This window comes from Rhizobium sp. OAE497 (assembly GCF_040546565.1).
Lineage (GTDB): Bacteria > Pseudomonadota > Alphaproteobacteria > Rhizobiales > Rhizobiaceae > Rhizobium.
On sequence record NZ_JBEPOA010000001.1, the window covers coordinates 71,524 to 94,744 of the forward strand.

Sequence of the window (23,221 nt, forward strand, 5' to 3'; positions counted from 1 at the left end):
TCCCTTCGCTGTCTGAATGGTTTATAGGCAGCGCCAGCATCAGGCAGGCCTGAATGCAATTCGCGGCCAAAGCTGGACGACATCCCGGCTTTTGGCGACCTTATCTCCTCTCATTGAAAGGAACATCCGATGTCGATTACTGCTGAGCGCAAGACCGCCCTGATCAAGGAATACGCAACGTTCGAAGGCGACACCGGTTCTCCGGAAGTCCAGGTTGCTATCCTGACCGAGCGGATCAACAACCTCACGGAACACTTCAAGGGCCACAAGAAGGACAACCACTCCCGCCGTGGCCTGCTGACGATGGTTTCGAGCCGCCGTTCGCTTCTCGACTACCTCAAGAAGAAGAACGAAGGCCGTTACACCAAGCTGATCACCAGCCTGGGTATCCGTCGCTAATGTTTTCCGGCGGGCTCTTCGGACGCCCGCCGGTTGCTTATTCGGGGCTTGGTGCCCCACAGACTGACCGCCGCGTTTGACATCTCGCACGGCGGAACTGAGGCAGACCCGGATGGGCCGGTTTTGCCAAAACAACCGTTGACCTGTCATGGCAGGATTGCCGGATGCTTTCCGGCCAAGGTACCGAAGCCTTGGCCCGGCTTTCTCGAAAGCCGCTGCCGCAAAGCCTCCCGTTGTCTTGCCCATGATGCGTCACATAATTGCGGTCGATCGCGCGCTATGCCTTGAAAGGGTCGTGGCGCCTGTTCCCGCATTGAAGGACAAGACATATGTTCGATACCCATAGCGTGGAAATCGAGTGGGCAGGCCGCCCGCTGAAGCTCGAAACCGGCAAGATCGCCCGTCAGGCTGACGGCGCCGTTCTCGCCACCTACGGCGAAACCGTCGTTCTCGCGACCGTCGTTTCCGCCAAGGCTCCGAAGCCCGGCCAGGATTTCTTCCCGCTAACCGTCAACTACCAGGAAAAGACCTACGCAGCCGGCAAGATCCCCGGCGGCTACTTCAAGCGCGAGGGGCGTCCGTCGGAAAACGAAACCCTCGTTTCCCGCCTGATCGACCGCCCGATCCGCCCGCTCTTCCCGGAAGGCTACAAGAACGACACCCAGGTCGTCGTCACGGTCATCCAGCATGACCTCGAAAACAACCCGGACATCCTGTCGATGGTTGCGACCTCCGCAGCCCTGACGCTCTCCGGCGTTCCCTTCATGGGCCCGGTTGGCGGCGCTCGCGTCGGCTACATCAACGGCGAATACATCCTCAACCCGCATCTCGACGAGATGGACGAGTCGGTTCTCGATCTCGTCGTTGCCGGTACGCATGACGCCGTTCTGATGGTTGAATCCGAGGCCAAGGAACTCAACGAAGAAATCATGCTCGGCGCCGTCATGTTCGGCCACAAGGGCTTCCAGCCGGTTCTCGACGCGATCATCAAGCTCGCCGAAGTGGCTGCCAAGGAACCGCGCGACTTCCAGCCGGAAGACTATTCGGAACTCGAAGGCGAGATGCTGAAGCATTTCGAAGCCGAACTCCGCACCGCCTACAAGAACACGCAGAAGGCTGAACGCTACGCTGCCGTTGACGCCGTCAAGGCGAAGGTCAAGGCACACTTCCTGCCGGAAGAAGGCGAAGCCAAGTACACGGCTGAAGAAGTCGGCGCGATCTTCAAGCACCTGCAGGCAAAGATCGTTCGCTGGAACATCCTCGACACCAAGAGCCGCATCGACGGCCGCGACCTCGAAACTGTTCGCCCGATCGTTTCCGAAGTCGGCCTCCTGCCGCGCACCCACGGTTCTGCTCTCTTCACCCGCGGTGAAACGCAGGCGATCGTCGTTGCCACGCTCGGCACCGGCGAAGACGAACAGTATGTCGACAGCCTGACGGGCATGTACAAGGAGCGCTTCCTGCTCCATTACAACTTCCCGCCCTACTCTGTCGGCGAAACCGGCCGCATGGGTTCCCCGGGCCGCCGCGAAATCGGTCACGGCAAGCTCGCATGGCGCGCTATCCGCCCGATGCTGCCGTCGGCTGAACAGTTCCCCTACACGCTGCGCGTTGTCTCCGAAATCACCGAGTCGAACGGCTCGTCCTCGATGGCAACCGTTTGCGGCACCTCGCTGGCACTCATGGACGCAGGCGTTCCGCTTGCCAAGCCGGTTGCCGGTATCGCCATGGGCCTGATCCTCGAAGGTGACCGCTTCGCCGTTCTCTCCGACATCCTCGGCGACGAAGACCACCTCGGCGACATGGACTTCAAGGTTGCCGGTACCGCTGACGGCATCACCTCGCTGCAGATGGACATCAAGATCGCCGGTATCACCGAAGAGATCATGAAGGTCGCTCTCGGCCAGGCACAGGGCGGCCGCAAGCACATCCTCGGCGAAATGGCCAAGGCCATCACCGAGAGCCGTGGCCAGCTCGGCGAATTCGCTCCGCGCATCGAAGTCATGAACATCCCGGTCGACAAGATCCGTGAAGTCATCGGCTCCGGCGGCAAGGTCATCCGCGAAATCGTCGAAAAGACCGGCGCGAAGATCAACATCGAAGACGACGGCACCGTCAAGATCGCCTCGTCCTCGGGCAAGGAAATCGAAGCGGCCCGCAAGTGGATCCACTCGATCGTTGCCGAGCCGGAAATCGGCGTTATCTACGAAGGCACGGTCGTCAAGACCGCCGACTTCGGCGCATTCGTCAACTTCTTCGGCGCCCGTGACGGCCTCGTCCACATCTCGCAGCTGGCTTCCGAGCGCGTTGCCAAGACCCAGGACGTCGTCAAGGAAGGCCAGAAGGTTTGGGTCAAGCTCCTCGGCTTCGACGAGCGCGGCAAGGTCCGCCTGTCGATGAAGGTTGTCGATCAGGCGACCGGCCAGGAAATCCCGGCCGACAAGAAGAAGGAAGAAGCAGCCGAGTAAGCTGCGCCTTTCCAGGACTTCATGGGCGCGGGACTGTTTCCGCGCCCTTTTTGTATTCAAAGACGAGATGAGCCCATGAGCCGCGAAACGCTGAAAACCCTGTTCCACCCCTTTGCCAGCGGCACTGTCGATGCGCCGGGCGAGGGGCAGCGCGTGCTGTTCCTGGGCGCCGAGGCAGGTTTCGCTCTGCCTGAGGGCTTCGCGGCCTCGCTGAGCGCCGTACAGGGCTTCCGCCCGCTGTTCCGGCAGCTGCAGGCCCAGCGCATCGAAACCACGCCTGAGATCGATGGTGAAGATTACGATGCGGCTCTAGTTCTCTGCACCAAGCACAAGGGCGAGAACGAGGCGAATATCGCCGCCGCGCTCTCCCTGGTGAAGGCGGGTGGCCTGATCGTCATCGCCGGCGGCAAGGAAGACGGCATCCAGCCACTGCGCAAGCGCATGGACGGCTTCGGCTTCGAAATCGAGCACATGCCGAAATATCACGGCGTTGCCTTCTGGTTCATCCGCCCGGCTGATGTCAGCGAAGCCGTCGCCAAATTCGCCAAGACATCGGTGCGTGTCGACGGCCGCTTCATCGCGGCTCCCGGCATGTTCTCACATGATCGTATCGACGACGGCTCGGAACTGCTCGCTTCGCGCCTTCCGACCGATTTCACCGGCGACGCCGCCGATTTCGGCGCCGGCTGGGGCTATCTCTCGGTCGAACTGATGGAGAAGTCGCCGCGCCTCGAGCGTCTCGACCTCTACGAGGCCAACCACGCCTCGCTGGAAGCCGCCAAGGACAATCTGGCAGAGAACTTCCCGAAGGCGCCTGCTCGCTTCTTCTGGCACGATCTGGCGGCCGAGCCGGTCAAGGACAAGTATGACCTCATCATCATGAACCCGCCCTTCCATGAAGGCCACGCCGCTGAGCCCTCGCTCGGTCAGGCGATGATCAAGACCGCAGCCTCGGCACTACGCGGCGGCGGCCGCCTCATGCTGGTGGCAAATCGCGGCCTACCTTACGAGCCGGTTCTGGCGGCAAGCTTCCGCGAAAGCGGCGAGACCTGCCGCAACGCCCGCTTCAAGGTTCTCTGGGCGAAAAAGTAAGCACTAAGCCGCTTCGATGTTCCTTGCGGGCGGCGCTCGCAAGGAAGGCCGACCGGGTCAGGCCCCGCTCTTTGGCAGCGGCGTCGATCGCATCGAGCATACCCTTCTCAAAAGTCACGTTCGCACGCACGATCCGCGTTTCGTCCTCGATGAACGGTACACGTGTGAGAAATGCGCCTGCTGCCAACTGTTCGCGAACATCGGCGCGGCTGCTGATGGTTTCGAAGGATGACGGCACGGGAAGTACCTCATCCTCGGCCCAGAGCCGCAGGGCTTCGATGGCATTCGCCGTCAGGTCGTCTTCTATATCCGCAGCTGAAAAGACGGATGGCAGATCGGGAAAGCTGATCCCGAAAGCGCTGTCTTCGTCCTTGTGGACGAGAGCGATGAAGTATTTCATCGATTGCTCCTCATACCCATCCGGCCTGCCTGGCGATCGCGTGCGCCGTGCCTGCGGGCAAATCTTTCTTCGGGTGCGGGACGATGATCGTCCGGTCGCCTTTCCGGAATTTATGGTGAGATCCCTTTACGGAGATGAGCGCGAATCCGTCGCGCTTTAGTCGCGAAATGATCTTCTGACTGTTTCGCTCCATCGGTCTCCCACCCCTTCGCCAATATACGCTGCCGGAGTAGAAACGACAAGGCCGTGCGCATCATGATGCGCACGGCCTGGCAAGGCTTAATGGCTGTTCGATGCTATTCGACGTCTGCAGTCCGCAGCGCGTCCAGCGTCGGCATCGAGGTGATGTTGAAGCCTGCGTCGACGAAATGGATTTCGCCGGTGACGCCGGCCGACATGTCGGACAGCAGGTAGAGCGCCGAATTGCCGACATGGTCGATGCTGACGGTCTTGCGCAGCGGTGCGTTCTGCTGGTTCCACGAGAGGATCGCGCGGGCGTCGGAGATGCCGGCGCCTGCGAGCGTGCGGATCGGGCCGGCGGAGATCGCGTTGACGCGGATGCCCTTCGGGCCGTAATCGGCCGCCAGGTAGCGCACGGAGGCTTCCAGAGCAGCCTTCGCAACGCCCATGACGTTGTAGTTCGGGATGACGCGCGTCGAGCCGTTATAGGTCAGCGTCAGCATCGAGCCGCCGTCGCTCATCAGCGGTGCGCAGCGCTTGGCGATCTCGGTGAAGGAGAAACAGGAGATCACCATCGTGCGGCTGAAGTTCTCGCGCGTGGTGTCTGCGTAAAGACCCTTCAGCTCGTTCTTATCGGAGAAACCGATGGCGTGAACGACGAAGTCGAGCTTGCCCCAACGTTCCTTGATCGACTCGACGAGAGCATCGACCGAAGCGACGTCCTCGACATCGCAGGGCAGGACGAAGTCGGAGCCGACTTCAGCTGCAAGCGGCTTCACGCGCTTGCCGAGCGCCTCGCCCTGAAAGGTGAAAGCCAGCTCGGCGCCCTGGGCGGCCAGCGCCTTCGAAATGCCCCAGGCGATAGAATGGTTGTTTGCGACGCCCATGATGAGGCCGCGCTTACCCTGCATGAATCCCGTCATGGTATTATCCGTTGTAGCGCTGGAAGACGAGCGTAGCGTTCGTGCCGCCGAAGCCGAAGGAGTTGGAAAGGGCAATGTCGATCTTGGCATCGTCGATGCGCTTGCGAACGATCGGCACGCCGTCGAACTCGGGGTCGAGTTCCTTGATATGGGCGCTTTCACCGATGAAGCCCGCCTGCATCATCAGCAGCGAGTAGATCGATTCCTGCACGCCGGCTGCGCCGAGCGAGTGGCCGGTCAGCGACTTGGTCGACTGGATGTGCGGGATCTTGTCGCCGAAGACTTCGCGGATCGCACCGATTTCCTTGCTGTCGCCAACAGGCGTCGAGGTACCGTGCGTGTTGACGTAGTCGACGCTGCCCTTCACCGTCGCCAGCGCCTGGCGCATGCAGCGGATGGCGCCTTCGCCCGACGGAGCGACCATGTCGTAACCGTCGGAAGTCGCGCCGTAGCCGACGATTTCGGCGTAGATCTTCGCGCCGCGTGCCTTGGCATGCTCGAGTTCTTCGAGAACGAGAACGCCGGCGCCGCCAGCGATGACGAAGCCGTCGCGGCTGACGTCATAGGCACGCGAGGCGGTATCGGGCGTATCGTTATACTTGGAGGACATCGCGCCCATGGCGTCGAAGAGGTTCGACATCGTCCAGTCGAGATCTTCATGGCCGCCGGCGAACATGATGTCTTGCTTGCCCCACTGGATCATTTCAGCGGCATTGCCGATGCAGTGTGCAGAGGTCGAGCAGGCCGACGAGATCGAGTAGTTGACGCCGTGAATCTTGAACCAGGTGGCAAGCGTTGCCGAAGCCGTCGAGGACATAGCCTTCGGCACGGCAAACGGGCCGATGCGCTTCGGGCTGTTGTTCTTGATGGTGATGTCGGCCGCTTCGATCAGCGTCCGGGTGGACGGGCCGCCGGAACCCATGATGATGCCGGTGCGCTCGTTGCCGCCGATGTCGGACTCTTCGAGGCCGGAATCGGCGATCGCCTGCTTCATGGCGACGTGGTTCCACATGCCGCCCTGCGACAGGAAGCGGGCTGCACGGCGGTCGACGAGGTCGGTCACGTCGATCTTCGGCGAACCCCAGACCTGGCACTTGAAGCCGTGCTCGGCGAAATCGTTGGAAAACGAGATACCGGACTTGGCTTCGCGCAACGACGCGGTGACTTCCTGCGCATCATTTCCGATGGAGGAAACGATACCCAGACCCGTGACAACAACCCGTCTCATGTCGATGACCTCTTCTAAAACGTCTTTGTATTTGGAGCGATCGTGACCGCGGTTCAGGCTTTGGACAGACCGACGCGCAGGTCGGTTGCCTGGTAGATGACTTCCCCGTCAGCCTTCAGCCAGCCGTCGGCGGTGCCGAGAACCAGACGGCCGCGCATGACGCGCTTGAAGTCGATGCCGTATTCGAGGAGCTTCGTCTCCGGGCGAACCATGCCCTTGAACTTCACTTCGCCTGTCGACAGTGCCATGCCGCGGCCGGGCTCGCCGAGCCAGCCGAGGAAGAAGCCCGTCAGCTGCCACATGCCGTCGAGGCCGAGGCAGCCCGGCATGATCGGATTTCCCTGGAAGTGGCAGGGGAAATACCAATCGTCGGGCTCAACGTCGTACTCGGCGCGAATGTAACCCTTGTCGAACGCTCCGCCGGTTTCGGAGATGTCGGTAATGCGATGGACCATCAGCATCGGCGGCAGGGGAAGCTGTGCGTTGCCGGGGCCGAACAGTTCGCCGCGGCCGCAGGACAGGATTTCCTCATAGTTGAAGCTGGATTGTCTCGTCGTCATGAAAAGTCTGTGTCCCCCGCAACGTGCTGATGGAGTGAGTGTTTAGTCCAAGTTCTTCGGAAAATGAAGCATAAGCATGGCTGCCTCTCATTCCGCGCCGGACCGGCGATCTGCCTTATTTGGTGGTCGCATACAGGAAGGCCAAGGCCGCGGCCAGAGCTAAATGCGTCAAAGGCCGGATTTTAAGGCATTTCCGCCCCTATTGTCCCCATTGAAACTATTGAAAGGCTTTTGCGCAAAAGTTATATGGCTTAGGAAACCTGATTACTTGACGCTAGAATTAACCGGAGTTGCTCCTTGATGGCGCCAGAAGCCCCGATTAGCATCGAAGCACGACTGCGCAGTGCCGGCCTTCGTCCGACCCGCCAGCGCGTTGCCCTCGGGGATCTCCTGTTTGCCAAGGGCGACCGGCACCTGACGGTCGAGGAACTGCACGAGGAAGCCGTCACCGCCGGCGTGCCCGTGTCGCTGGCGACCGTCTACAACACGCTGCACCAGTTCACCGAGGCCGGGATGATCCGCGTTCTCGCCGTGGAAAGCGCGAAGACCTATTTCGATACCAACGTCTCCGATCACCATCACTTCTTTGTCGAAGGTGAAAACGACGTGCTCGATATCCCCGTCAGCAATCTGACGATCGGCAATCTGCCGGAGCCGCCCGAAGGCATGGAAATCGCCCATGTCGACGTGGTGATCCGTCTGCGCCCGAAGAACCGCTAAATCTTACATCACATCGTCAGGGTGACGGCCGGGCCTGTGCTTGTAGGTCGGGAACGTCCATCCGAACCACAGCGCGCCGCCGCGGATCGCGAAGGCTGCCGCTGCGCCGAGCGCTGACGCGGCATAGAGGGGCACGCCGAGCTCCGTTGCGCCGGTAAAGACGCCGGCGCCGATCAGCGCCGCGGTGATATAGATCTCAGGCCGCAGCAGGACCGAAGGCTCGTTCGCCATGAGATCGCGCAGCACGCCGCCGAAGGTCGCGGTCAGCGTTCCCGTCACGACGGCGATGGTGGGGGAGCCGGTGGCCGCCAGTCCCTTCGCCGCGCCCATGACGCAATAGGCCGACAGGCCGATGGCATCGAGCCAGATCAGCAGCCGGTAGCGCGATTCCACCAGATGCGCGGTGAAGAACACGACGACGCCGGTGATGCAGCAGATGATGATATAGGCCGGGTTCAAGACCCAGAAGACCGGAACGCGGCCGAGCACGATATCGCGCACGGTGCCGCCGCCAATACCCGTCACCGTCGCGAAGAACAGGAAGCCGATGAGGTCGAGCTGCTTGCGCGATGCCGCAAGCGCGCCGGTCGCCGCGAAAAGAGCAATGCCGGCATAATCGAGATAGGCGAGCAGCGACATTTCAGGGTCCCAAGGCGGCGGAGATCGTCGGGCGACTGAATCACGGCGGCAAGGGCGGCGCAAGGCGCGGCGTAGAGAATGCGCCGCTGTCAGTGTCCTTATCCGCCAAAAAGAGGAAAGCCGTGAAAGCGCTTCTAATCGCCCTCAATCTCGCAGCGCTGCTCGTGGTGCCGGTTGCCGCCTTCGCCCAGCAGTCCCTGATCTCCGATCCGGAGATCTACGAGAAGAAGCATTTCACCGAACAATGCACCAAGGCGGAGTTCGGCGAGGGCTACGTGACCCGCCAGGACATCAACAATGACGGCCTCATCGATGCTGTCGTCAACGAGGGTGAGCTCACCTGCGACGGCGAAAAGGGACCGCAGTGCAACGACGACGGCTGCCCCTATAACTTCTATCTGCAGGTGGCCGAGGGCGGCTATTTCATGATCGCCACGGCGCAGATCTACGGCTACGACTTCGTCCAGCGCTTCGGCAATATGGTTCTGGCCATGAAGATGCATCCGCGCTTCTGCGATCGCACGGAAGGTGACCCCTGCATCGTCACGGCCCGCGTTCGCGGCACCAAATTCGTCACCATCTCCAAGAAATAGCGATTACTTCGGATAGAGCTCCGAGGTGCGCCCTGCCAGATAGTAGCCGACCAGGCCGAACCATTCGCGCACGGCCGTCGCAGTGTTCTGGGCGTTGAGGCTCGGCTGGGTGAAATCCAGCCCGAGATGGACCTCCCCATCGGTGCGGAAATCGGTCGGCCACGGCACCACGTCGATCCCGAGTTTGCGGAAGATGCCGACCGAGCGCGGCATGTGATAGCCCGAGGTGATCAGCAGGCACTTCGACAGGCCGTTCGTGGCGAGCAGGTCCTTGGTATTGGTGGCATTCTCGAAGGTCGTCCGAGACGTGGTCTCCTCGACCAGCCGCTCCCGCGCCACGCCGAAGAGCGGGAAGAAACGCGCCGAGGCGGCCGCGTCGCCCTCATAGTGTCCCGATATCGAGCCATCGCCGCCGGAAATCAGGATCCGCGACTGCGGAAATTTCTGTGCCAGCCGCAGCGTCTCGATGAAGCGGTCGGCAGCGGCATTGAATTCGATGCCGTGACGGGCGGTGTTCACCTCGTTCTCGAAAGCGCCGCCGAGCACGATCATGCATTGCAGGCTATCGGGATCCTGCGCCGGTTTGGGGAAACGGTTCTCCAGCCCCTGCAGCAGATAGTTGCCCGCCGTCGTGTAAAGCGTCGCGAACAGCACGGCAGCGCCAAGCCCGGAGAGCAGGAGCGCGCTCTTGCGCAGCCGGAAGGCCAGCGCAAGGAAGCCGAGAACGGTCAGGAAGAACGCGAGGGATAGCGGCTGGCCGAAGACCCAGACAAGCTTGGAAAACAGAAACACGAAAACGCTCCCAATATCGAATTGGGCGGCATCCTATGCGATTCGGTTGTCGAGGAAATGGACGCAGGCCGGATGCGGTTGATCGTCTCAGATAATGGCAGGGATCAACGGCGAAGTGTCATCGAAGGAATGAAATGGATTCCCATTCAATCGATTAGTGAAAGGGAGGTGCGATCATCCGCAGCTGGTTTTCAGTCTCGGCGACCGCGCGTTCAATCCAGTAAAGAATTTCGGGCTGGTGATTAATATTTAAGCGCAGCGCCGAGAGTCCATCAAGTATCGTGGAAAGGTTTCGCTGCGTTTCATCGGCTGCGATGTTCGGCGGCGCTTCAGGCAATTCAATATCGAATTTCATTGCAGTGATCGTGCCTCCATTGGGCGGCGGATTCTTTTTGTTCCCGGCGGGAATTACCTATCCTTACGCAGCCATCTGTCAATTGGATCAGCCCGCAAATTGTGGCCTATCCCCCTTTGTATTCCGCTTGGCTTGCAGATAGTTTGAGCACCGACTCATCTCCTGAAAGCCACTGCGGACATGTCTGCACTCGAGAACTTTGCCGAAAATCTCCGGCGGCTGTGCCTCGCAAAGGCGGGCAGCATCAGCGCTGCCGCGCGCGGCATGGAAATTGGCCGCTCGCAGATCGAATCCTATCTTCAGGCTCGCCGGGCGCCTGGGCGTGCCTCGGTCAAGAAAATCTGTCAGTACCTCGGCGTCACCGAGGAAGAAATGTATCAGCGGCCGATCTCGGTCGACCTCGATCATGGCCGCCCGTCGGCGCAGCGTGTGCTTTCCGCCGCCCGTGACGCGCTGGAGCCGCTGCTCTTCGCGGATCCTGCTGCCGGTATCGCTCCGGGCCTATACCATGCCTATATGACGATCCCGAGTACGCCGGACAGCCTGCTCTGCGCCGTCATCGTCATTGCCAAGCAGGGCAACGCCACTACGTTTCGCCGCCTCACGAACCGGGCGGTGAAGAAGGGCGAATATTGGTCCCGCTTCACCGGCGATCACAAGGGCATCGTCGTCGAGCGCCTGAACTGCCTGTCATTCGCTGCCGCAAACCAGATCGGTACGCAGGAGCCGACCCTGATGCGTCTTAGATGGCTGCCTTTCTCCGAAAAGCTGCTCGGCGGCCATTCGATGATCTTCACGCCGGCCGGTCCATCCTTCAGCGCCGTCGTCATGGTGCCGCTCAACAGCAGGATCAACCTGCGCACCGCGCTCCGCCTCGCAAAGGTCTACCGCACCACCGATGATGCGGTGCCCCGCATCGTCAGGGATATGATCGTTCAACAGCGCGCCGACTTCATCTCCGCAGTCACGCGCGACCTCAATTAGTTCAGCGACAACCCCATATCGTGGGTGGCCGCCGCCGGCTCGACGCTGACGCGGTGTGCCTCGATGAGTGCCATCGACAGAAGATAGGTCAGCATCGGCTGCTTCGCGCTCCTGCTCTGCGCGATCAGCGTGTTCAGCATGTCGATGGTGTATCCACCGACGGCATCATCCAAAGTCAGCTCTTCTTTGGCTTGCGCAGTCTTTTTAAGGCCCATTCTGCTTCTCCGGCGGTCCTACCGAATTATTCTCATGACTATGATTGTCATAGTTCGCATTTTTGGGCTACACATTTCTATGTAAACGCAAAAATAACGGATTTAATTCAGAAATTTCCTGTTTTTGACTTCAATTGAAGCAATGCATCACTCTGATGTATCAAAACAATATTTCCGTATTAATTGAATATTTCTGGTTGCTGTTTCATCCTCCAGCCGCGATCAAGGGGATCGCTCCTACAACCGTGGAGATGGATCATGCAGAACAAGACGAAGCCGAACCTCAAGGTAACGCCGGTCAAGGCCAAGCCGACCTTTGTCAGCCGCGGCATGATGTTCCGTATTGATTAAGTTCATAAGCGCCTGCTGCGGGCTCCGCGGCAGGCGCATGTGATTCGATGCGCTACCGCTCCTCACGCACTCTCGTCTTTCACAACGACGGCGACGCCTTCGTCGCCTGCAACTTCCTCACCAAGGCTGTTTTCGAATGCAGCCCTGATCTCCTGGAGTTCCTTCGCGCCCTCGACGACTGGAGCGCGACCGCCGCGATCCGCGATCTGGCGCCGGGTTACAGCGAAGAGGAACTGACCGAGACACTCGCCTCGCTGGTCGAGATGTCGGCACTCGTCGAAGAGAATTCGGCGCTGCATGCGCGCGAAGACGCCTTTACCCGGAACTGGAAATGGGGCGTGCCGGCTGCTCTCCTGCACTTCTGCGTCCAGGATCCCGACTATATGTCGCTTAACGAGGCTGAGGACCTACAGCGTTCGACGCTGGCGGCGGAGGGCGAGATCGAACTCTACAGCCTGAATTCCGGTCGCAAGGACGTCATCCAGCTGCCTCCGGCACTGAACGGCAATGCGTTGCTGCAGCTGATGTCGCGACGTCGCACGCAGCGAAAGGGCCTGGCGAAGCCGATTTCGGTCAGTGAGCTCTCCGAAGCGCTCTTCGCCGGCCTCGGCATCACCGGCAAGGCGCGCAACGCCGTGGTCGAGCTGCCGCTGTCGATGACTCCGTCAGGCGGCGCCCGCAATCCCTATGAAGCCTATGTCTTCGCCCGCAACGTCGAAGGGCTGGAGCCGGGCATCTATCACTATTCGGCGCTGGAGCACTCGCTGGCGCGCGTCTCGGATGAGACGCCCGAGCTCTCAACCCTGGTCGGCGGCCAGGAATGGGCCGATACCATGCCCTGCATGATCGTACTCGTCGCCCATATGGACCGCACCATGTGGAAATACGAGGATGCCAATGCCTACCGGGTGGTGATGATCGAGGCGGGACACATCGGCCAGAACATCATGCTCGCGGCAACCGCGCATGGCCTGACCGCCTGTCCCACGGCCGCACTCAGCCATAGCGCGATCTGCAAATTGCTCGAAATTGGCAATCCCTCCCATGCGCCGGTCTACGCCCTTACTCTGGGTTGGCCTGACGCAACGTAAAGACCAAAAAAAGTCGGTTGAATTTTGCAACTCGCGGGTTGCGATATTTAAAATACCCGGCATATTATGGTGAGCAATTCGTTTCTAAATGAGGGAACGCTCACGTGCCAGATCCAGTCGATATCCTAGTCGGTCGCAATGTAAGACAGTTGCGCGCCCGGCGCCGCGTTTCCCAGCTCGAACTGGGGGAAGCCCTCGGGCTGACCTTCCAGCAGATCCAGAAATATGAGAAGGGGACGAACCGCGTTTCCGCCAGCAAGCTGCACCAGATCGCGCAGTTTCTCGGCGTGGAAATCTCCGCTCTGTTCGAAGGTGCCGAGACCAATCAGCCCGAGAAGATCGAGCTGAGCCCGGAAGCCTACGAACTCGCCCTGCATTACGACAAGCTTCACTCGCCGGCAGGCAAGGAAGCGGTCAAGACCATCCTGACTTTGATGAGCAACGAGACGGCGGCTTAATCCGCCCCGCAAACCGGCGTTGCCAGGGCCACTTCGCTTCCCGGTAAATTTTGCCCGCCCTCGTGGCGGGCTTTCTTTTTGTCAGTGCAGTTCGCGCTCGTGAAGCGCCGTCAGCAGCTCGTCCTGCGTATGATGGCCGGCGTGATAGAGGTCGATCGCGATGCTGGCGATCGACAGGCCCTGCTGACTGCGAAGCTTGACGTTTCGCTCTGCGCACCAGGAGTAAAGCGCGCCGGCGAGGACATCGACATCATCCGCCGGATTGGACATGGAAAGTGCTGCGGTCATGTGAAGTGCCCTTTGGTTCGTTCCCCAATTCCGTGCTGAAGAGTGAAGTGATTTAGAGAAGTTGCAAGTCCGTTTCAGGGCCTGCGTTAACGCCGGACATATGGGCATTTCGCAGCGTCTCAAAACGGCACGGAAAGGCCATCCGTGCCGCTATGAAACGCCTTTGACTGATTATAGGACGTGCAACGGCGCCTCCATCTACGCCGTAAAGCTGCACCCGGTCAGCTTCTCGCTGAGTGCCCAGAGCTTGTCGGCCGCCCGCGAATCGCAGGCCCAGGGCCAGACGCCGGTCGGCCCGGTATGACCTTCTGGAACCAGCGGAGAGATGTCGCAGTCTTCGCAATAGACGCCGCCGAGGCCGTCGAGCTTCGGGTTGGTTGCGCACCAGACGGAGGTCGCCGCACCCTCCTCGACATTCTTGAAGCTGCGCTGGCTTTCCTCGCTGACATCCATCCCGCCATCGGCATGCCGGGTAATGCCGAAGGCCTTGAAGTCATCATCGGTCAGATGGCGAACCAGATCGGTGATGATCGCGCCGGGATGGACCGAGAAGGCCCGCACACCGGATGCCTGGCCGCGCCTGTCGAGACCGATGGCGAAGAGTGCGTTGGCGGTCTTCGACTGACCATAGGCCCTCCACTTGTCGTACGCGCGTTTCTCGAAGTTAGGGTCTGCAAAATCGACGGGAGCGAACCGGTGGCCGCGCGACGATACCGCGACCACGCGCGCACCCTTGGCCTTCGCCAGGGCAGGCCAGAGCCGAGCTGTAAGCTGGAAATGGCCGAGGTGATTGCCGGAGAATTGAACCTCATAGCCGCGGCCATCCCGCGTCAGCGGCGACGCCATGACACCGGCACTATTGATCAGCATGTGAAGCGGCCGGCCGCTCGCAAGGAAGCCTTCCGCGAAGCGGTCGATTGCTTCAGGATCGAGAAGGTCGAGCGGCGCGAGCTCGACACGGGCAATACCGGCGAGATTGGCTTCCGCCTTGGCGCGCGTCCTGACGGGAACGACGACCGTCGCTCCGGCCTCGCTGAGCGCCCGCGTCGTCTCCACGCCGATGCCGGAATAGCCGCCGGTGACGATGGCGATCTTGCCGCTCAGATCGATCCCGGCAATCGCGTCGCGTGCCGTGCTCTTGGCATTGAATCCCGAATGAATAGGCTGCTGTTCAGTCGTCACAGGTAAGCTCCTTTTGCAAACACAGCCGGATATAGATTGCGGTTTCGGGATGATCCATGTAACAAAATTCCGATTTCTTGCTTGATCGTTCAGATATGGATCCGCTCTCCGATATCCTCGCCCTGCTGCAGCCGAAAAGCGTCGAGACCTATGGCGTCGTCTCCGGCGGCGACTGGGCGCTCGACTTTCCGCGCCGCTATGAGGGCATCAAGTTTGGTGCTGTCGCCCGCGGCGGCTGCTGGCTGCGCGTCTCCGGCGAGCCGCAGCCCTTCAAGCTGGAGGAGGGTGATTGCTACCTGCTGACCGGCCAGCCCTATTGGCTCGGAACCGACCTTGAGCTCCCTGGTACCGATGCCCGCACGATCTTCGTCGATCTGAAAACCCGCGTCGCGCAGCATGGACCGCATGACGACACGTTCCTGGTCGGCGGCCGTCTGATGTTCGATGCCAGCCATCAGGTGCTGCTGACAGGCGCCCTGCCGGCGGTGATGCATATTCCGGCTGCTGCCGACGAGGCGGAAACGCTGCGCTGGACGCTGAAGCAGCTGGCAAAGGAACTCGCCGAGATGCGCCCCGGCGGCGCGCTGATGTCGGAGCATCTCGGCCACATCCTGTTCGTCAACGCCCTGCGCCTGCATATGGCAAGCGAAGGCGAGGGGGCGCCTGGCTGGCTGAAGGGGCTGAATGATACGCGGATTGGCAGGGCTCTGAGGGCGATTCATGCCGAGCCGGCGCGCCGCTGGACGCTGGAGCAGCTCGCCGGTGAAGCCGGCATGTCGCGAACGGCCTTCGCGCTGCATTTCAAGGCGCTGGTCGGCTGGCCGCCGCTCGATTATCTGCTGCGATGGCGCATGCGGCTTGCGGCTCGTGCACTGCTCTCGCCGGAGCGCGCGCGGCTTGCGGAAATCGCCCTGTCGGTCGGCTACGAGTCCGAGAGCGCCTTCAGCGCCGCTTTCAAGCGGGCGATGGGCTGTGCCCCCAAACATTATCAGGGCCGCATCAGGCAGCCGGTTTGAGGCAACAAAAAAGCCGGTGGGAGCGCCACCGGCTTTCGATTGTCTGATGAGCGCCGGCTCAGCCCTCGAAGAATTCCTTCATCCGGGCAAAGAAGCCCGTCGATTCAGGATTGTTCTCCTTCGAGGAGAGCTGCTCGAACTCCTGCAGCAGCTCGCGCTGGCGCTTGGAGAGCTTCTGAGGCGTCTCGGTCTGGATCTGGATGTAGAGGTCACCCGTCTGGCTGGAGCGCAGCACAGGCATGCCCTTGCCCTTGAGGCGGAACTGCTTGCCGGCCTGCGTTCCCTCGGGAACGGTGACCCGCGATTTCGTCCCGTCGAGCGTCGCCACATCGAAGGTGCCGCCGAGCGCCGCCGTCGTCATGGAGATCGGCACGGCGCAATATAGGTCCGCTCCGTCGCGCTGATAGAACTCATGCGGCTTGACCGACAGGAAGATATAGAGGTCGCCCGCCGGGCCACCGCGCGTTCCTGCCTCGCCTTCGCCCTGCAGACGAATACGGGTGCCGTCTTCGATACCAGCCGGGATGTTGACCGAGAGCGAGCGCTCTTCCGTCACACGGCCCTGGCCATGGCACTTGGTGCACGGGTCTGGAATGATCGTGCCGCGGCCATGGCAGGTCGGGCAGGTCCGCTCGATCGAGAAGAAGCCCTGTGCTGCACGCACGCGGCCGGAACCCTGGCAGGTGCCGCAGGTCTTCGGCTGCGTGCCTGGCTTGGCACCCGAACCGGAACAGACGTCGCAGGTGATCGAGGTCGGAACCCGGATCTGCGCCGTTTTGCCGGAGAAGGATTCTTCCAGCGAGATTTCCATGTTGTAGCGAAGATCGGCGCCGCGTTCGCGACCGCCCGAAGAGCGCTGCCGTCCGCGGCCGCCACCCATCATCTCGCCGAAAATGTCTTCGAAGATGTCGGAGAAGCCGCCACCGCCGGCAAAACCGCCGCCGCCACCCGGTCCCATGCCGCCATGTTCGAAGGCTGCATGACCATAGCGATCATAGGCCGCGCGTTTCTGCGGGTCCTTGAGCGTCTCGTAGGCTTCGTTGATTTCCTTGAACTTGACTTCGGCGCTCTTATCGTCCGGGTTCTTGTCCGGATGATACTTCATTGCCAATTTGCGGAAGGCGCTTTTCAGCTCTTTCTCATCCGCCGTTTTGGCGACGCCCAGAGTTTCGTAAAAGTCCGCTTTTGCCAATTTAAACCCCGAAAATGGATTTCCGGCTGCCGTTAGGCAGCCGGATCACACTGGTGAGCATAACCGCTTTGCCGCGGATTACGCGGACTTTTTGCGGTCGTCGTCTTTGACTTCTTCGTAGTCGGCATCGACGACATTGTCATCGCCTGCAGACGCATCAGCCGTGCCGGCTTCGGCCTGCTGCGCTTCGTAGATCGCCTGACCGAGCTTCATGGACACTTCCATGAGCGTCTGGGTCTTTGCCTTGATGTCTTCGGCGTCGGGCTCGGTAGCCTCGATCGAGGACTTCAGGGCAGCGATCGCGTCGGAGATCGCGGTGCGGTCGGCTTCGGAAACCTTGTCACCGTAATCCTTGAGCGACTTTTCCGTCGAGTGAACAAGGCTTTCGGCCTGGTTCTTGGCTTCCACGGCTTCGCGGCGCTTCTTGTCGGCTTCGGCATTGGCTTCAGCGTCCTTGACCATCTTCTCGATGTCGGCGTCAGACAGACCACCGGAAGCCTGGATACGGATCTGCTGTTCCTTGCCGGTACCCTTGTCCTTGGCCGAAACCTGCACGATGCCGTTCGCGTCGATGTCGAAAGTGACTTCGATCTGTGGAACGCCACGCGGTGCCGGCGGCAGGCCAACGAGGTCGAACTGGCCGAGCAGCTTGTTGTCCTGTGCCATTTCGCGCTCGCCCTGCGAAACGCGGATGGTGACGGCCTGCTGGTTGTCGTCGGCGGTCGAGAAGGTCTGGCTCTTCTTCGTCGGGATCGTGGTGTTACGCTCGATCAGACGGGTGAAGACGCCACCGAGGGTCTCGATGCCGAGAGACAGCGGGGTAACGTCGAGAAGCAGAACGTCCTTGACGTCGCCCTGGAGAACGCCGGCCTGGATGGCGGCGCCGAGTGCGACGACTTCATCCGGGTTGACGCCCTTGTGCGGCTCCTTGCCGAACAGCTGCTTGACGACTTCCTGCACCTTCGGCATGCGGCTCATGCCGCCGACCAGAACGACCTCGTCGATTTCGGCCGCGGTGACACCGGCATCCTTGAGGGCTGCCTTGCACGGAGCGACGGTGCGCTGGACGAGATCGTCGACCAGGCTTTCCAGCTTGGCGCGCGTCAGCTTCAGCGTCAGGTGCTTCGGACCGGAAGCGTCAGCCGTGATGAACGGCAGGTTGATTTCGGTCTGCTGCGAGGACGACAGTTCGATCTTCGCCTTTTCGGCAGCTTCCTTGAGGCGCTGCAGGGCGAGCTTGTCGTTCTTCAGGTCGATGCCCTGGTCCTTCTTGAACTCGGTAACGAGATATTCGACGAGGCGCATGTCGAAGTCTTCGCCGCCGAGGAAGGTATCGCCGTTCGTCGACTTCACCTCGAAGACGCCGTCGCCGATTTCAAGAACGGAGATATCGAACGTGCCGCCGCCAAGGTCGTAAACGGCGATCGTCTTGCCGTCCTTCTTGTCGAGGCCATAAGCGAGTGCAGCAGCCGTCGGCTCGTTGATGATGCGGAGCACTTCGAGACCAGCGATACGGCCGGCATCCTTGGTTGCCTGGCGCTGCGCGTCGTTGAAGTAGGCCGGAACGGTGATGACGGCCTTCTCGACCTTTTCACCGAGGTAGGATTCGGCGGTTTCCTTCATCTTCTGAAGGATCATCGCGGAAATCTGAGCGGGCGAGTAGCCCTTGTTCTGAGCTTCGACCCACGCGTCGCCGTTATCGCCCTTGGCGATCTTGAAAGGAACGAGGCTCTTGTCCTTTTCAACGGTCGGATCGTCGTAGCGGCGGCCGATGAGGCGCTTTACTGCGAAGAGCGTGTTGGTGGGGTTGGTGACCGCCTGGCGCTTTGCCGGCTGGCCAACGAGGCGTTCGCCGTCATCGGAGAATGCCACCATGGAAGGGGTCGTACGCGCGCCTTCCGCATTTTCAATGACCTTTGCGTCCTTGCCGTCCATGACAGCGACGCAGGAATTTGTCGTTCCGAGGTCGATACCAATTACTTTTGCCATGTCATTTACTCCTTGAAGCAAGCTGTCGGAACCCTTGGTAAGGCATTTCCCTGACAGCCCCTTACGGGATGGGGGTCTTCGAACTAACGCAATCGTGATTGCGGTGATGCGGCGTATATAAGGAGCGGTTTTCTGGACTGCAAGGCGAGAAATAGCCCGAAATCCAGCAAAACGAGCGTGTTGCCTTCAATTTTTACAGTAGCCGGAAAACAAAGGTTTTCAGGCGCAAGGCAGCGTAACTGCGCGTTGCAGATCGTCCTTTTCTGGCTCTACTGTCCCATGATCAGATCAAGCAGCGTCGTGCGCTTCGGCTGGCCCTGATGGACCGGCTGGCCCTGGCCGACATCGCCGGGCGGAACATCGCCGTCATAGCCGTCGTCCGGGCCGATATCGCCGGGCGGCATCGGGCCACCGGCAGTCTGCTGTTGCTGCACAGGTGCCGGCGGATATTGCTCTGCCGAGCCGCCACCGAAGACGCCGGAAATGATGCCGCCGATCGTCGAGGGCTGTTCCTGCATCGGCTGCGGTTCGCCGTTCTGGGCCATCGGTTGGTTGCCGATCGTATTGGGATCGGTGACGAACTGGCCGTTGCCGAAGAGCGGCGCGGGCGACAGCCCCTTATGGGCGGCGATCATGAATTCCTGCCAGGCCTTGGCCGGCAGCCCGCCGCCTGTCACCTTCTTCATCGGCGTGCCGTCGTCATTGCCGAACCACACACCCGTCGTCAGGTTGCTGGTAAAGCCGACGAACAGCGCATCGCGCGAATTCTGCGTCGTGCCGGTCTTGCCGGCTGCTTGCCAGCCGGGAATCCTGGCGCTGCGCCCTGTGCCGAATTCGATCGTGCCCATCATCATCGCGTTCATGTTGGCGGCGATGGTCTCGGAAAGCACCCGCGGCGGATTGTCGTAGGTGTTCTCGTAGAGCACCTTGCCCTCGGCGGTCGTCACGCGGCGGATGACATGCGGCGTCGCCTTGTAGCCGCCGTTCATGAAGGCGGCGTAGGAGGCTGTCAGCTCTTCCAGCGATACTTCCGAGGTGCCGAGCGCGATCGAGGCATTCGGCTGCAGCTCGCTCTCGATGCCGAGCCGGTGGGCGAGCTTGATCACCTGATCCGGGCCGTCATACATGACGAGCTGGGCCGCGACCGTGTTCAGCGATTTCGCCAGCGCCGTCGCGAGCGTTACCTCGCCATTGTATTTCTTCTCGTAATTCTCCGGCGTCCAGTTGCCGATACGGATCGGTGCGTCGTTGAAGACGGAAGCAGGCGTCAGGCCCTTCTCGAGTGCTGCCGCATAGACGAACGGCTTGAAGGACGAGCCCGGCTGGCGCTTGGCCTTGACCGCGCGGTTGAACTGGCTTTCCGCATAGTCCTTGCCGCCGACAAGCGCCCGGATCGCACCGGTGCCGTCGATCGAAACGAGGGCAGCCTGCGACGCCGCCAGCTTCACGCCCTCCTTGGAGAGGATGTCGTTCAGCGCCTGATCGGCCTTCTTTTCCAGACCCTTGTCGATCGTCGTGTCGACGATCACGTCTTCCTTGACGTCGCCGCCGATCAGTCCCGGCAGCTCGTCCATCACCATGTCGGCGACATATTGCCCGGCGCCCGACCAGTAGCTCTTGGCCTTGGCGGGGGTCTGCGTCATCGCGGTCTTGACTTCGTCGTCGGTGATATAGCCCTGGTCGCGCATCGCCTGCAGCACCACCTGCGCGCGCGCATTGGCAGCTTCCGGATCGCGCGCCGGGGAGAGCCGCGTCGGCGCCTTGACCAGACCGGCAAGCAGCGCTGCCTCGCCAAGGTTCACATCACGGGCCGATTTGTTGAAATAGCGGCGTGCCGCGGCCTCGACGCCATAGGCGTTCGAACCGAAATAGACGCGGTTCAGATACATCGCAAGGATCTGATCCTTGCTGTATTTCTGCTCCAGCCAGAAGGAGAGCAGCACTTCCTGCACCTTGCGTTCCAGCGTTCTGTCCGGCGACAGGAAGAGGTTTTTCGCAAGCTGCTGCGTCAGCGTCGAGCCACCCTGGATCGGCTGACCGGTCAGATTGTTGACGAAGGCGCGGGCAAGGCCCATCGGATCGACGCCGAAATGCGAATAGAAGCGCCGATCCTCGATCGCCACGATCGCCTGCGGAATGTAGGGCGACATCTGCTCGAGCGGCAGCGCTTCGCCGCCGGTCGCGCCGCGATTGGCAATCACGCTGCCGTCGACGGAAGTGATCTTGACGTTCGGTGGCCGTTCCGGGATCGACCAGGTGCTGGCGCTCGGCATGCGCGAGCCATAGTAGAAGACCACGCCGGCAAGGCCGATGCCCGCCCAGATGCCGAGCACGATGCACCAGTAGATCATTCGGCGCAGCAGAGCGAAGAGGCCGCCGCCCTCGCGTTCAGGCGGCTCGCGCCGGTCGCGGCGCTTGCGCTCCGGGGCGCGGCTTCGGGATGAGGATTTCGGTGGCGGGGAGGCGCGTCTCGCGCCACGGCGGCCGTCGATGCGATCTTCGTCATCGAGCGCGAAATCGTCCTCGTCGTCTTCACGGCGCTCGCGGCCGCTGAAGGACGGTTCAATTCTGTCGCGTGATCTGCTTCTGCCTGCCATTCCGGACCGGTCGCACCCTCTGCCGCCCGCGCCAAATTCGCCGTCGCGGAGCTACCCGATTGAATTGTAATTACGGCGATTTAAGGGGGCGTTAACATTATTGGCGAAGGCGATTTGACGCGCCGGCAGCCCCCGCTTTTATGCATGGCTGCCATTCGTTGCGCATGTCACAAAACTGACATATATGCCGCCATGTTGCGCCCAAGAAAAAAGCAATAAGCGTAATGCATAGGCATTTTTGTTATGAGCATAGATCTCAATAGAATCGAAGAAACCCGTCTGCGGGAAATCTGGAGCGTCACCGAATTCGCTCGACAGTACCGCCTTACCAAGATGGAAGAGAGCCGTTTGAAGATGCTTCACGGCCCGTTCGCCGCCATGCGCGATCTCGTGTCGACGCATAAGAGCGTCGTTATCTGGTAATTTGGAACCTTTAGGCGTCCCGGCTGTTTCTTCTGCAGCGGGACAGCCCCTCACGTTCCGCTCATGATCGGCCGTCTCCCCTCAACACGCGCCGATCGAAATCAGGCCCGGTGTCTCCTTCGGAGCGCCGGGCTTTTTTCGTCTTCGCCATCAAGGAAAGAAGAAGGGCGGCATTTCTGCCGCCCTTCGGTTCAGTTGTTGCAGTTCGGATCGCCCGGCTGGCAGGCGCCGCGCGGCGGTCTGCGGCGATCATTCCCCTGATCGTTGTTGTTGCCGTCGCCGCGGCGGATGACGCGAGGACCGCCGTTGTCGTCGTTGCCCCGGCGCTCGAAATTGCCGCGGTCGCGGTTTCCATCATTGTTGTCGCGGCGGAAGTCCTGCTGCTGATTGAACGGCGGACGGCGGTTCTGATCGCGATCGGCATCCTGCCTGCGGTTGTCGTTATCGCGATTGAAGTCGCGCTGCCGATCCTGATCGCGGTTGAAGTCGGGACGGCGAAGCGCGTCGGGGCGCCTGTCGAAATCTGGCCTCCGGTCGAAATCGGGACGCCGGTCAAAATCAGGACGGCGGTCGAAGTCCGGGCGGCGATCGAAATCGCGTGGCGGCGGCGGACGGTAGAAATCCGGGCCACGGCGCCAGCGGTCACGGTCACGATAGAAATCGCGATTGCGGTAGTAGCGGTCCCAATAGTTGCCGACGCTGAAGACGACGGTCGGGATGCCGAGCGGGCGGTAATATTCCGGGCCGACATAGACGCGGCGGCTCTGGTAGAGCGCCTGAACGTAACGGCCCGCGACCCAGCCGCGCCCGCCATAGAACTCGACATCGCACCAGGGAACATCGGCGAGGCAGCCATGTATCTCGACGGATTCGCCGGCCGGGATCACGGCAACGGCCGGGTATCCGGTGCTCGGGCCAGCGCGCATGTTGACATTCGCCGTGGCGAAGCCCTCGGCCGCCTGTGCGATTGCGGGAGCGAGCAAAAGCATGCCTGCAGCCGCGATCTTGAGAAGGGTGTTTCTCACGTTTCAACTCCCTAATTGGGCGCGGCAAAACCGTCGCCTGAAGTTTCTGCATCTGGCTTCC

25 protein-coding genes are annotated in these 23,221 nt (G+C 61.1%); 10 read left to right on the forward strand and 15 right to left on the reverse strand.

From position 1 onward, the window contains the following. The first annotated feature begins 129 nt into the window (after positions 1 to 129). The 3 genes from rpsO (at position 130) to ABIE40_RS00360 (ending at position 3,959) form a co-directional block, all read left to right on the forward strand. Positions 130 to 399: a 30S ribosomal protein S15 gene (gene rpsO, locus ABIE40_RS00350; protein WP_026283114.1), complete on the forward strand. Its 270-nt coding sequence runs from the start codon at positions 130 to 132 to the stop codon at positions 397 to 399. A 329-nt stretch (positions 400 to 728) separates the two neighbouring features. After that, positions 729 to 2,867, forward strand: coding sequence for a polyribonucleotide nucleotidyltransferase (gene pnp, locus ABIE40_RS00355; RefSeq protein WP_112714200.1), 2,139 nt, complete (start codon positions 729 to 731; stop codon positions 2,865 to 2,867). Between the two features lie 75 nt (positions 2,868 to 2,942). Beyond that, positions 2,943 to 3,959, forward strand: coding sequence for a class I SAM-dependent methyltransferase (locus ABIE40_RS00360; protein WP_199629865.1), 1,017 nt, complete (start codon positions 2,943 to 2,945; stop codon positions 3,957 to 3,959). Here ABIE40_RS00360 and ABIE40_RS00365 read toward each other — a convergent pair. The 5 genes from ABIE40_RS00365 to fabA all read right to left on the reverse strand — a co-directional run bounded on the left by ABIE40_RS00365 (position 3,934) and on the right by fabA (position 7,250). Continuing rightward, positions 3,934 to 4,359 (reverse strand): type II toxin-antitoxin system HicB family antitoxin, encoded by a 426-nt coding sequence (locus ABIE40_RS00365; RefSeq protein ID WP_354540942.1) that lies wholly within the window; start codon positions 4,357 to 4,359, stop codon positions 3,934 to 3,936. The two genes, ABIE40_RS00360 and ABIE40_RS00365, sit on opposite strands and share 26 nt — an antisense overlap. Positions 4,360 to 4,369: 10 nt before the next feature. Continuing rightward, the gene (locus ABIE40_RS00370) at positions 4,370 to 4,552 is read right to left on the reverse strand and encodes a type II toxin-antitoxin system HicA family toxin (protein ID WP_199629863.1); all 183 of its coding nucleotides are present in this window, start codon (positions 4,550 to 4,552) and stop codon (positions 4,370 to 4,372) included. A gap of 103 nt (positions 4,553 to 4,655) precedes the next feature. Further along, positions 4,656 to 5,462 carry an enoyl-ACP reductase FabI gene (gene fabI / locus ABIE40_RS00375; protein ID WP_112714196.1) on the reverse strand — a complete coding sequence of 269 codons (807 nt, stop codon included), beginning with the start codon at positions 5,460 to 5,462 and terminating at the stop codon, positions 4,656 to 4,658. Positions 5,463 to 5,466: 4 nt separating this feature from the next. Beyond that, positions 5,467 to 6,690, reverse strand: coding sequence for a beta-ketoacyl-ACP synthase I (fabB, locus tag ABIE40_RS00380; protein WP_112714194.1), 1,224 nt, complete (start codon positions 6,688 to 6,690; stop codon positions 5,467 to 5,469). A gap of 53 nt (positions 6,691 to 6,743) precedes the next feature. Next, positions 6,744 to 7,250, reverse strand: a complete 507-nt coding sequence (gene fabA, locus ABIE40_RS00385) for a 3-hydroxyacyl-[acyl-carrier-protein] dehydratase FabA (protein WP_199629862.1) — start codon at positions 7,248 to 7,250, stop codon at positions 6,744 to 6,746. 300 nt (positions 7,251 to 7,550) lie between these two features. Here fabA and irrA point away from each other — a divergent pair, with 300 nt between their 5' ends. Continuing rightward, positions 7,551 to 7,970, forward strand: a complete 420-nt coding sequence (irrA, locus tag ABIE40_RS00390; protein WP_130279385.1) for an iron response transcriptional regulator IrrA — start codon at positions 7,551 to 7,553, stop codon at positions 7,968 to 7,970. 3 nt (positions 7,971 to 7,973) lie between these two features. Here the strand turns inward: irrA and ABIE40_RS00395 are convergent, their stop codons facing one another. Continuing rightward, entirely contained in the window at positions 7,974 to 8,609 is a 636-nt protein-coding gene (locus ABIE40_RS00395) for a trimeric intracellular cation channel family protein (RefSeq protein WP_199629861.1), read from the reverse strand. Between the two features lie 122 nt (positions 8,610 to 8,731). Between ABIE40_RS00395 and ABIE40_RS00400 the strand changes: the two genes are divergently transcribed. Continuing rightward, positions 8,732 to 9,202, forward strand: a complete 471-nt coding sequence (locus tag ABIE40_RS00400) for a hypothetical protein (RefSeq protein WP_112714188.1) — start codon at positions 8,732 to 8,734, stop codon at positions 9,200 to 9,202. Between the two features lie 3 nt (positions 9,203 to 9,205). On the opposite strand, the gene ABIE40_RS00405 is transcribed toward ABIE40_RS00400, so the two are convergent. Both ABIE40_RS00405 and ABIE40_RS00410 read right to left on the reverse strand, forming a co-directional pair. Continuing rightward, positions 9,206 to 9,994: a YdcF family protein gene (locus tag ABIE40_RS00405; RefSeq protein WP_199629860.1), complete on the reverse strand. Its 789-nt coding sequence runs from the start codon at positions 9,992 to 9,994 to the stop codon at positions 9,206 to 9,208. Between the two features lie 154 nt (positions 9,995 to 10,148). After that, positions 10,149 to 10,349 carry a hypothetical protein gene (locus ABIE40_RS00410; RefSeq protein ID WP_130279381.1) on the reverse strand — a complete coding sequence of 67 codons (201 nt, stop codon included), beginning with the start codon at positions 10,347 to 10,349 and terminating at the stop codon, positions 10,149 to 10,151. Positions 10,350 to 10,529: 180 nt separating this feature from the next. On the opposite strand from ABIE40_RS00410, the gene ABIE40_RS00415 reads away from it, so the two are divergent. Next, positions 10,530 to 11,333, forward strand: coding sequence for a helix-turn-helix domain-containing protein (locus tag ABIE40_RS00415; protein ID WP_199629859.1), 804 nt, complete (start codon positions 10,530 to 10,532; stop codon positions 11,331 to 11,333). Here the strand turns inward: ABIE40_RS00415 and ABIE40_RS00420 are convergent. Next, positions 11,330 to 11,548 carry a hypothetical protein gene (locus ABIE40_RS00420; RefSeq protein WP_112714180.1) on the reverse strand — a complete coding sequence of 73 codons (219 nt, stop codon included), beginning with the start codon at positions 11,546 to 11,548 and terminating at the stop codon, positions 11,330 to 11,332. The genes ABIE40_RS00415 and ABIE40_RS00420 overlap by 4 nt on opposite strands. 398 nt (positions 11,549 to 11,946) lie before the next feature. Between ABIE40_RS00420 and ABIE40_RS00425 the strand changes: the two genes are divergently transcribed. Beyond that, positions 11,947 to 12,990, forward strand: a complete 1,044-nt coding sequence (locus ABIE40_RS00425; protein ID WP_199629858.1) for a SagB/ThcOx family dehydrogenase — start codon at positions 11,947 to 11,949, stop codon at positions 12,988 to 12,990. Between the two features lie 104 nt (positions 12,991 to 13,094). After that, positions 13,095 to 13,448: a helix-turn-helix domain-containing protein gene (locus ABIE40_RS00430; RefSeq protein ID WP_112714176.1), complete on the forward strand. Its 354-nt coding sequence runs from the start codon at positions 13,095 to 13,097 to the stop codon at positions 13,446 to 13,448. Positions 13,449 to 13,529: 81 nt separating this feature from the next. On the opposite strand, the gene ABIE40_RS00435 is transcribed toward ABIE40_RS00430, so the two are convergent. Further along, complete coding sequence (locus tag ABIE40_RS00435) at positions 13,530 to 13,736, reverse strand: hypothetical protein (RefSeq protein ID WP_199629857.1); 207 nt, start codon at positions 13,734 to 13,736, stop codon at positions 13,530 to 13,532. Positions 13,737 to 13,934: 198 nt separating this feature from the next. Further along, complete coding sequence (locus ABIE40_RS00440; RefSeq protein ID WP_199629856.1) at positions 13,935 to 14,918, reverse strand: oxidoreductase; 984 nt, start codon at positions 14,916 to 14,918, stop codon at positions 13,935 to 13,937. A gap of 77 nt (positions 14,919 to 14,995) precedes the next feature. Between ABIE40_RS00440 and ABIE40_RS00445 the strand changes: the two genes are divergently transcribed. After that, a complete protein-coding gene (locus tag ABIE40_RS00445; RefSeq protein WP_354540943.1) occupies positions 14,996 to 15,934 on the forward strand; it encodes an AraC family transcriptional regulator in 939 nt (312 codons plus the stop codon). A 58-nt stretch (positions 15,935 to 15,992) separates the two neighbouring features. On the opposite strand, the gene dnaJ is transcribed toward ABIE40_RS00445, so the two are convergent. From dnaJ to ABIE40_RS00460, 3 genes are all read right to left on the reverse strand, one after another. Then, positions 15,993 to 17,126 (reverse strand): molecular chaperone DnaJ, encoded by a 1,134-nt coding sequence (gene dnaJ / locus ABIE40_RS00450; protein WP_199629855.1) that lies wholly within the window; start codon positions 17,124 to 17,126, stop codon positions 15,993 to 15,995. Positions 17,127 to 17,204: 78 nt separating this feature from the next. After that, positions 17,205 to 19,115, reverse strand: a complete 1,911-nt coding sequence (dnaK, locus tag ABIE40_RS00455) for a molecular chaperone DnaK (RefSeq protein WP_112714166.1) — start codon at positions 19,113 to 19,115, stop codon at positions 17,205 to 17,207. A gap of 269 nt (positions 19,116 to 19,384) precedes the next feature. Further along, a complete protein-coding gene (locus ABIE40_RS00460) occupies positions 19,385 to 21,712 on the reverse strand; it encodes a transglycosylase domain-containing protein (RefSeq protein WP_199629854.1) in 2,328 nt (775 codons plus the stop codon). A 243-nt stretch (positions 21,713 to 21,955) separates the two neighbouring features. On the opposite strand from ABIE40_RS00460, the gene ABIE40_RS00465 reads away from it, so the two are divergent. Then, complete coding sequence (locus tag ABIE40_RS00465) at positions 21,956 to 22,135, forward strand: hypothetical protein (RefSeq protein WP_112714162.1); 180 nt, start codon at positions 21,956 to 21,958, stop codon at positions 22,133 to 22,135. Positions 22,136 to 22,326: 191 nt separating this feature from the next. Here the strand turns inward: ABIE40_RS00465 and ABIE40_RS00470 are convergent, their stop codons facing one another. Further along, a complete protein-coding gene (locus tag ABIE40_RS00470; RefSeq protein ID WP_130279377.1) occupies positions 22,327 to 23,160 on the reverse strand; it encodes an SH3 domain-containing protein in 834 nt (277 codons plus the stop codon). Between the last annotated feature and the right edge of the window lie 61 nt (positions 23,161 to 23,221).

What these genes read in the sequence shown, in the direction of transcription:
- ABIE40_RS00395 (WP_199629861.1), bottom strand. Translation starts at nt 8,609, where the DNA reads ATGTCGCTGCTCGCCTATCTCGATTATGCCGGCATTGCTCTTTTCGCG.
- ABIE40_RS00420 (WP_112714180.1), bottom strand. Translation starts at nt 11,548, where the DNA reads ATGGGCCTTAAAAAGACTGCGCAAGCCAAAGAAGAGCTGACTTTGGAT.
- ABIE40_RS00370 (WP_199629863.1), bottom strand. Translation starts at nt 4,552, where the DNA reads ATGGAGCGAAACAGTCAGAAGATCATTTCGCGACTAAAGCGCGACGGA.
- dnaK (WP_112714166.1), bottom strand. Translation starts at nt 19,115, where the DNA reads ATGGCAAAAGTAATTGGTATCGACCTCGGAACGACAAATTCCTGCGTC.
- ABIE40_RS00465 (WP_112714162.1), top strand. Translation starts at nt 21,956, where the DNA reads ATGAGCATAGATCTCAATAGAATCGAAGAAACCCGTCTGCGGGAAATC.
- fabB (WP_112714194.1), bottom strand. Translation starts at nt 6,690, where the DNA reads ATGAGACGGGTTGTTGTCACGGGTCTGGGTATCGTTTCCTCCATCGGA.
- fabA (WP_199629862.1), bottom strand. Translation starts at nt 7,250, where the DNA reads ATGACGACGAGACAATCCAGCTTCAACTATGAGGAAATCCTGTCCTGC.
- irrA (WP_130279385.1), top strand. Translation starts at nt 7,551, where the DNA reads ATGGCGCCAGAAGCCCCGATTAGCATCGAAGCACGACTGCGCAGTGCC.
- ABIE40_RS00365 (WP_354540942.1), bottom strand. Translation starts at nt 4,359, where the DNA reads ATGAAATACTTCATCGCTCTCGTCCACAAGGACGAAGACAGCGCTTTC.
- ABIE40_RS00425 (WP_199629858.1), top strand. Translation starts at nt 11,947, where the DNA reads ATGCGCTACCGCTCCTCACGCACTCTCGTCTTTCACAACGACGGCGAC.
- fabI (WP_112714196.1), bottom strand. Translation starts at nt 5,462, where the DNA reads ATGACGGGATTCATGCAGGGTAAGCGCGGCCTCATCATGGGCGTCGCA.
- ABIE40_RS00460 (WP_199629854.1), bottom strand. Translation starts at nt 21,712, where the DNA reads ATGGCAGGCAGAAGCAGATCACGCGACAGAATTGAACCGTCCTTCAGC.
- rpsO (WP_026283114.1), top strand. Translation starts at nt 130, where the DNA reads ATGTCGATTACTGCTGAGCGCAAGACCGCCCTGATCAAGGAATACGCA.
- ABIE40_RS00360 (WP_199629865.1), top strand. Translation starts at nt 2,943, where the DNA reads ATGAGCCGCGAAACGCTGAAAACCCTGTTCCACCCCTTTGCCAGCGGC.
- ABIE40_RS00410 (WP_130279381.1), bottom strand. Translation starts at nt 10,349, where the DNA reads ATGAAATTCGATATTGAATTGCCTGAAGCGCCGCCGAACATCGCAGCC.
- ABIE40_RS00435 (WP_199629857.1), bottom strand. Translation starts at nt 13,736, where the DNA reads ATGACCGCAGCACTTTCCATGTCCAATCCGGCGGATGATGTCGATGTC.
- pnp (WP_112714200.1), top strand. Translation starts at nt 729, where the DNA reads ATGTTCGATACCCATAGCGTGGAAATCGAGTGGGCAGGCCGCCCGCTG.
- ABIE40_RS00415 (WP_199629859.1), top strand. Translation starts at nt 10,530, where the DNA reads ATGTCTGCACTCGAGAACTTTGCCGAAAATCTCCGGCGGCTGTGCCTC.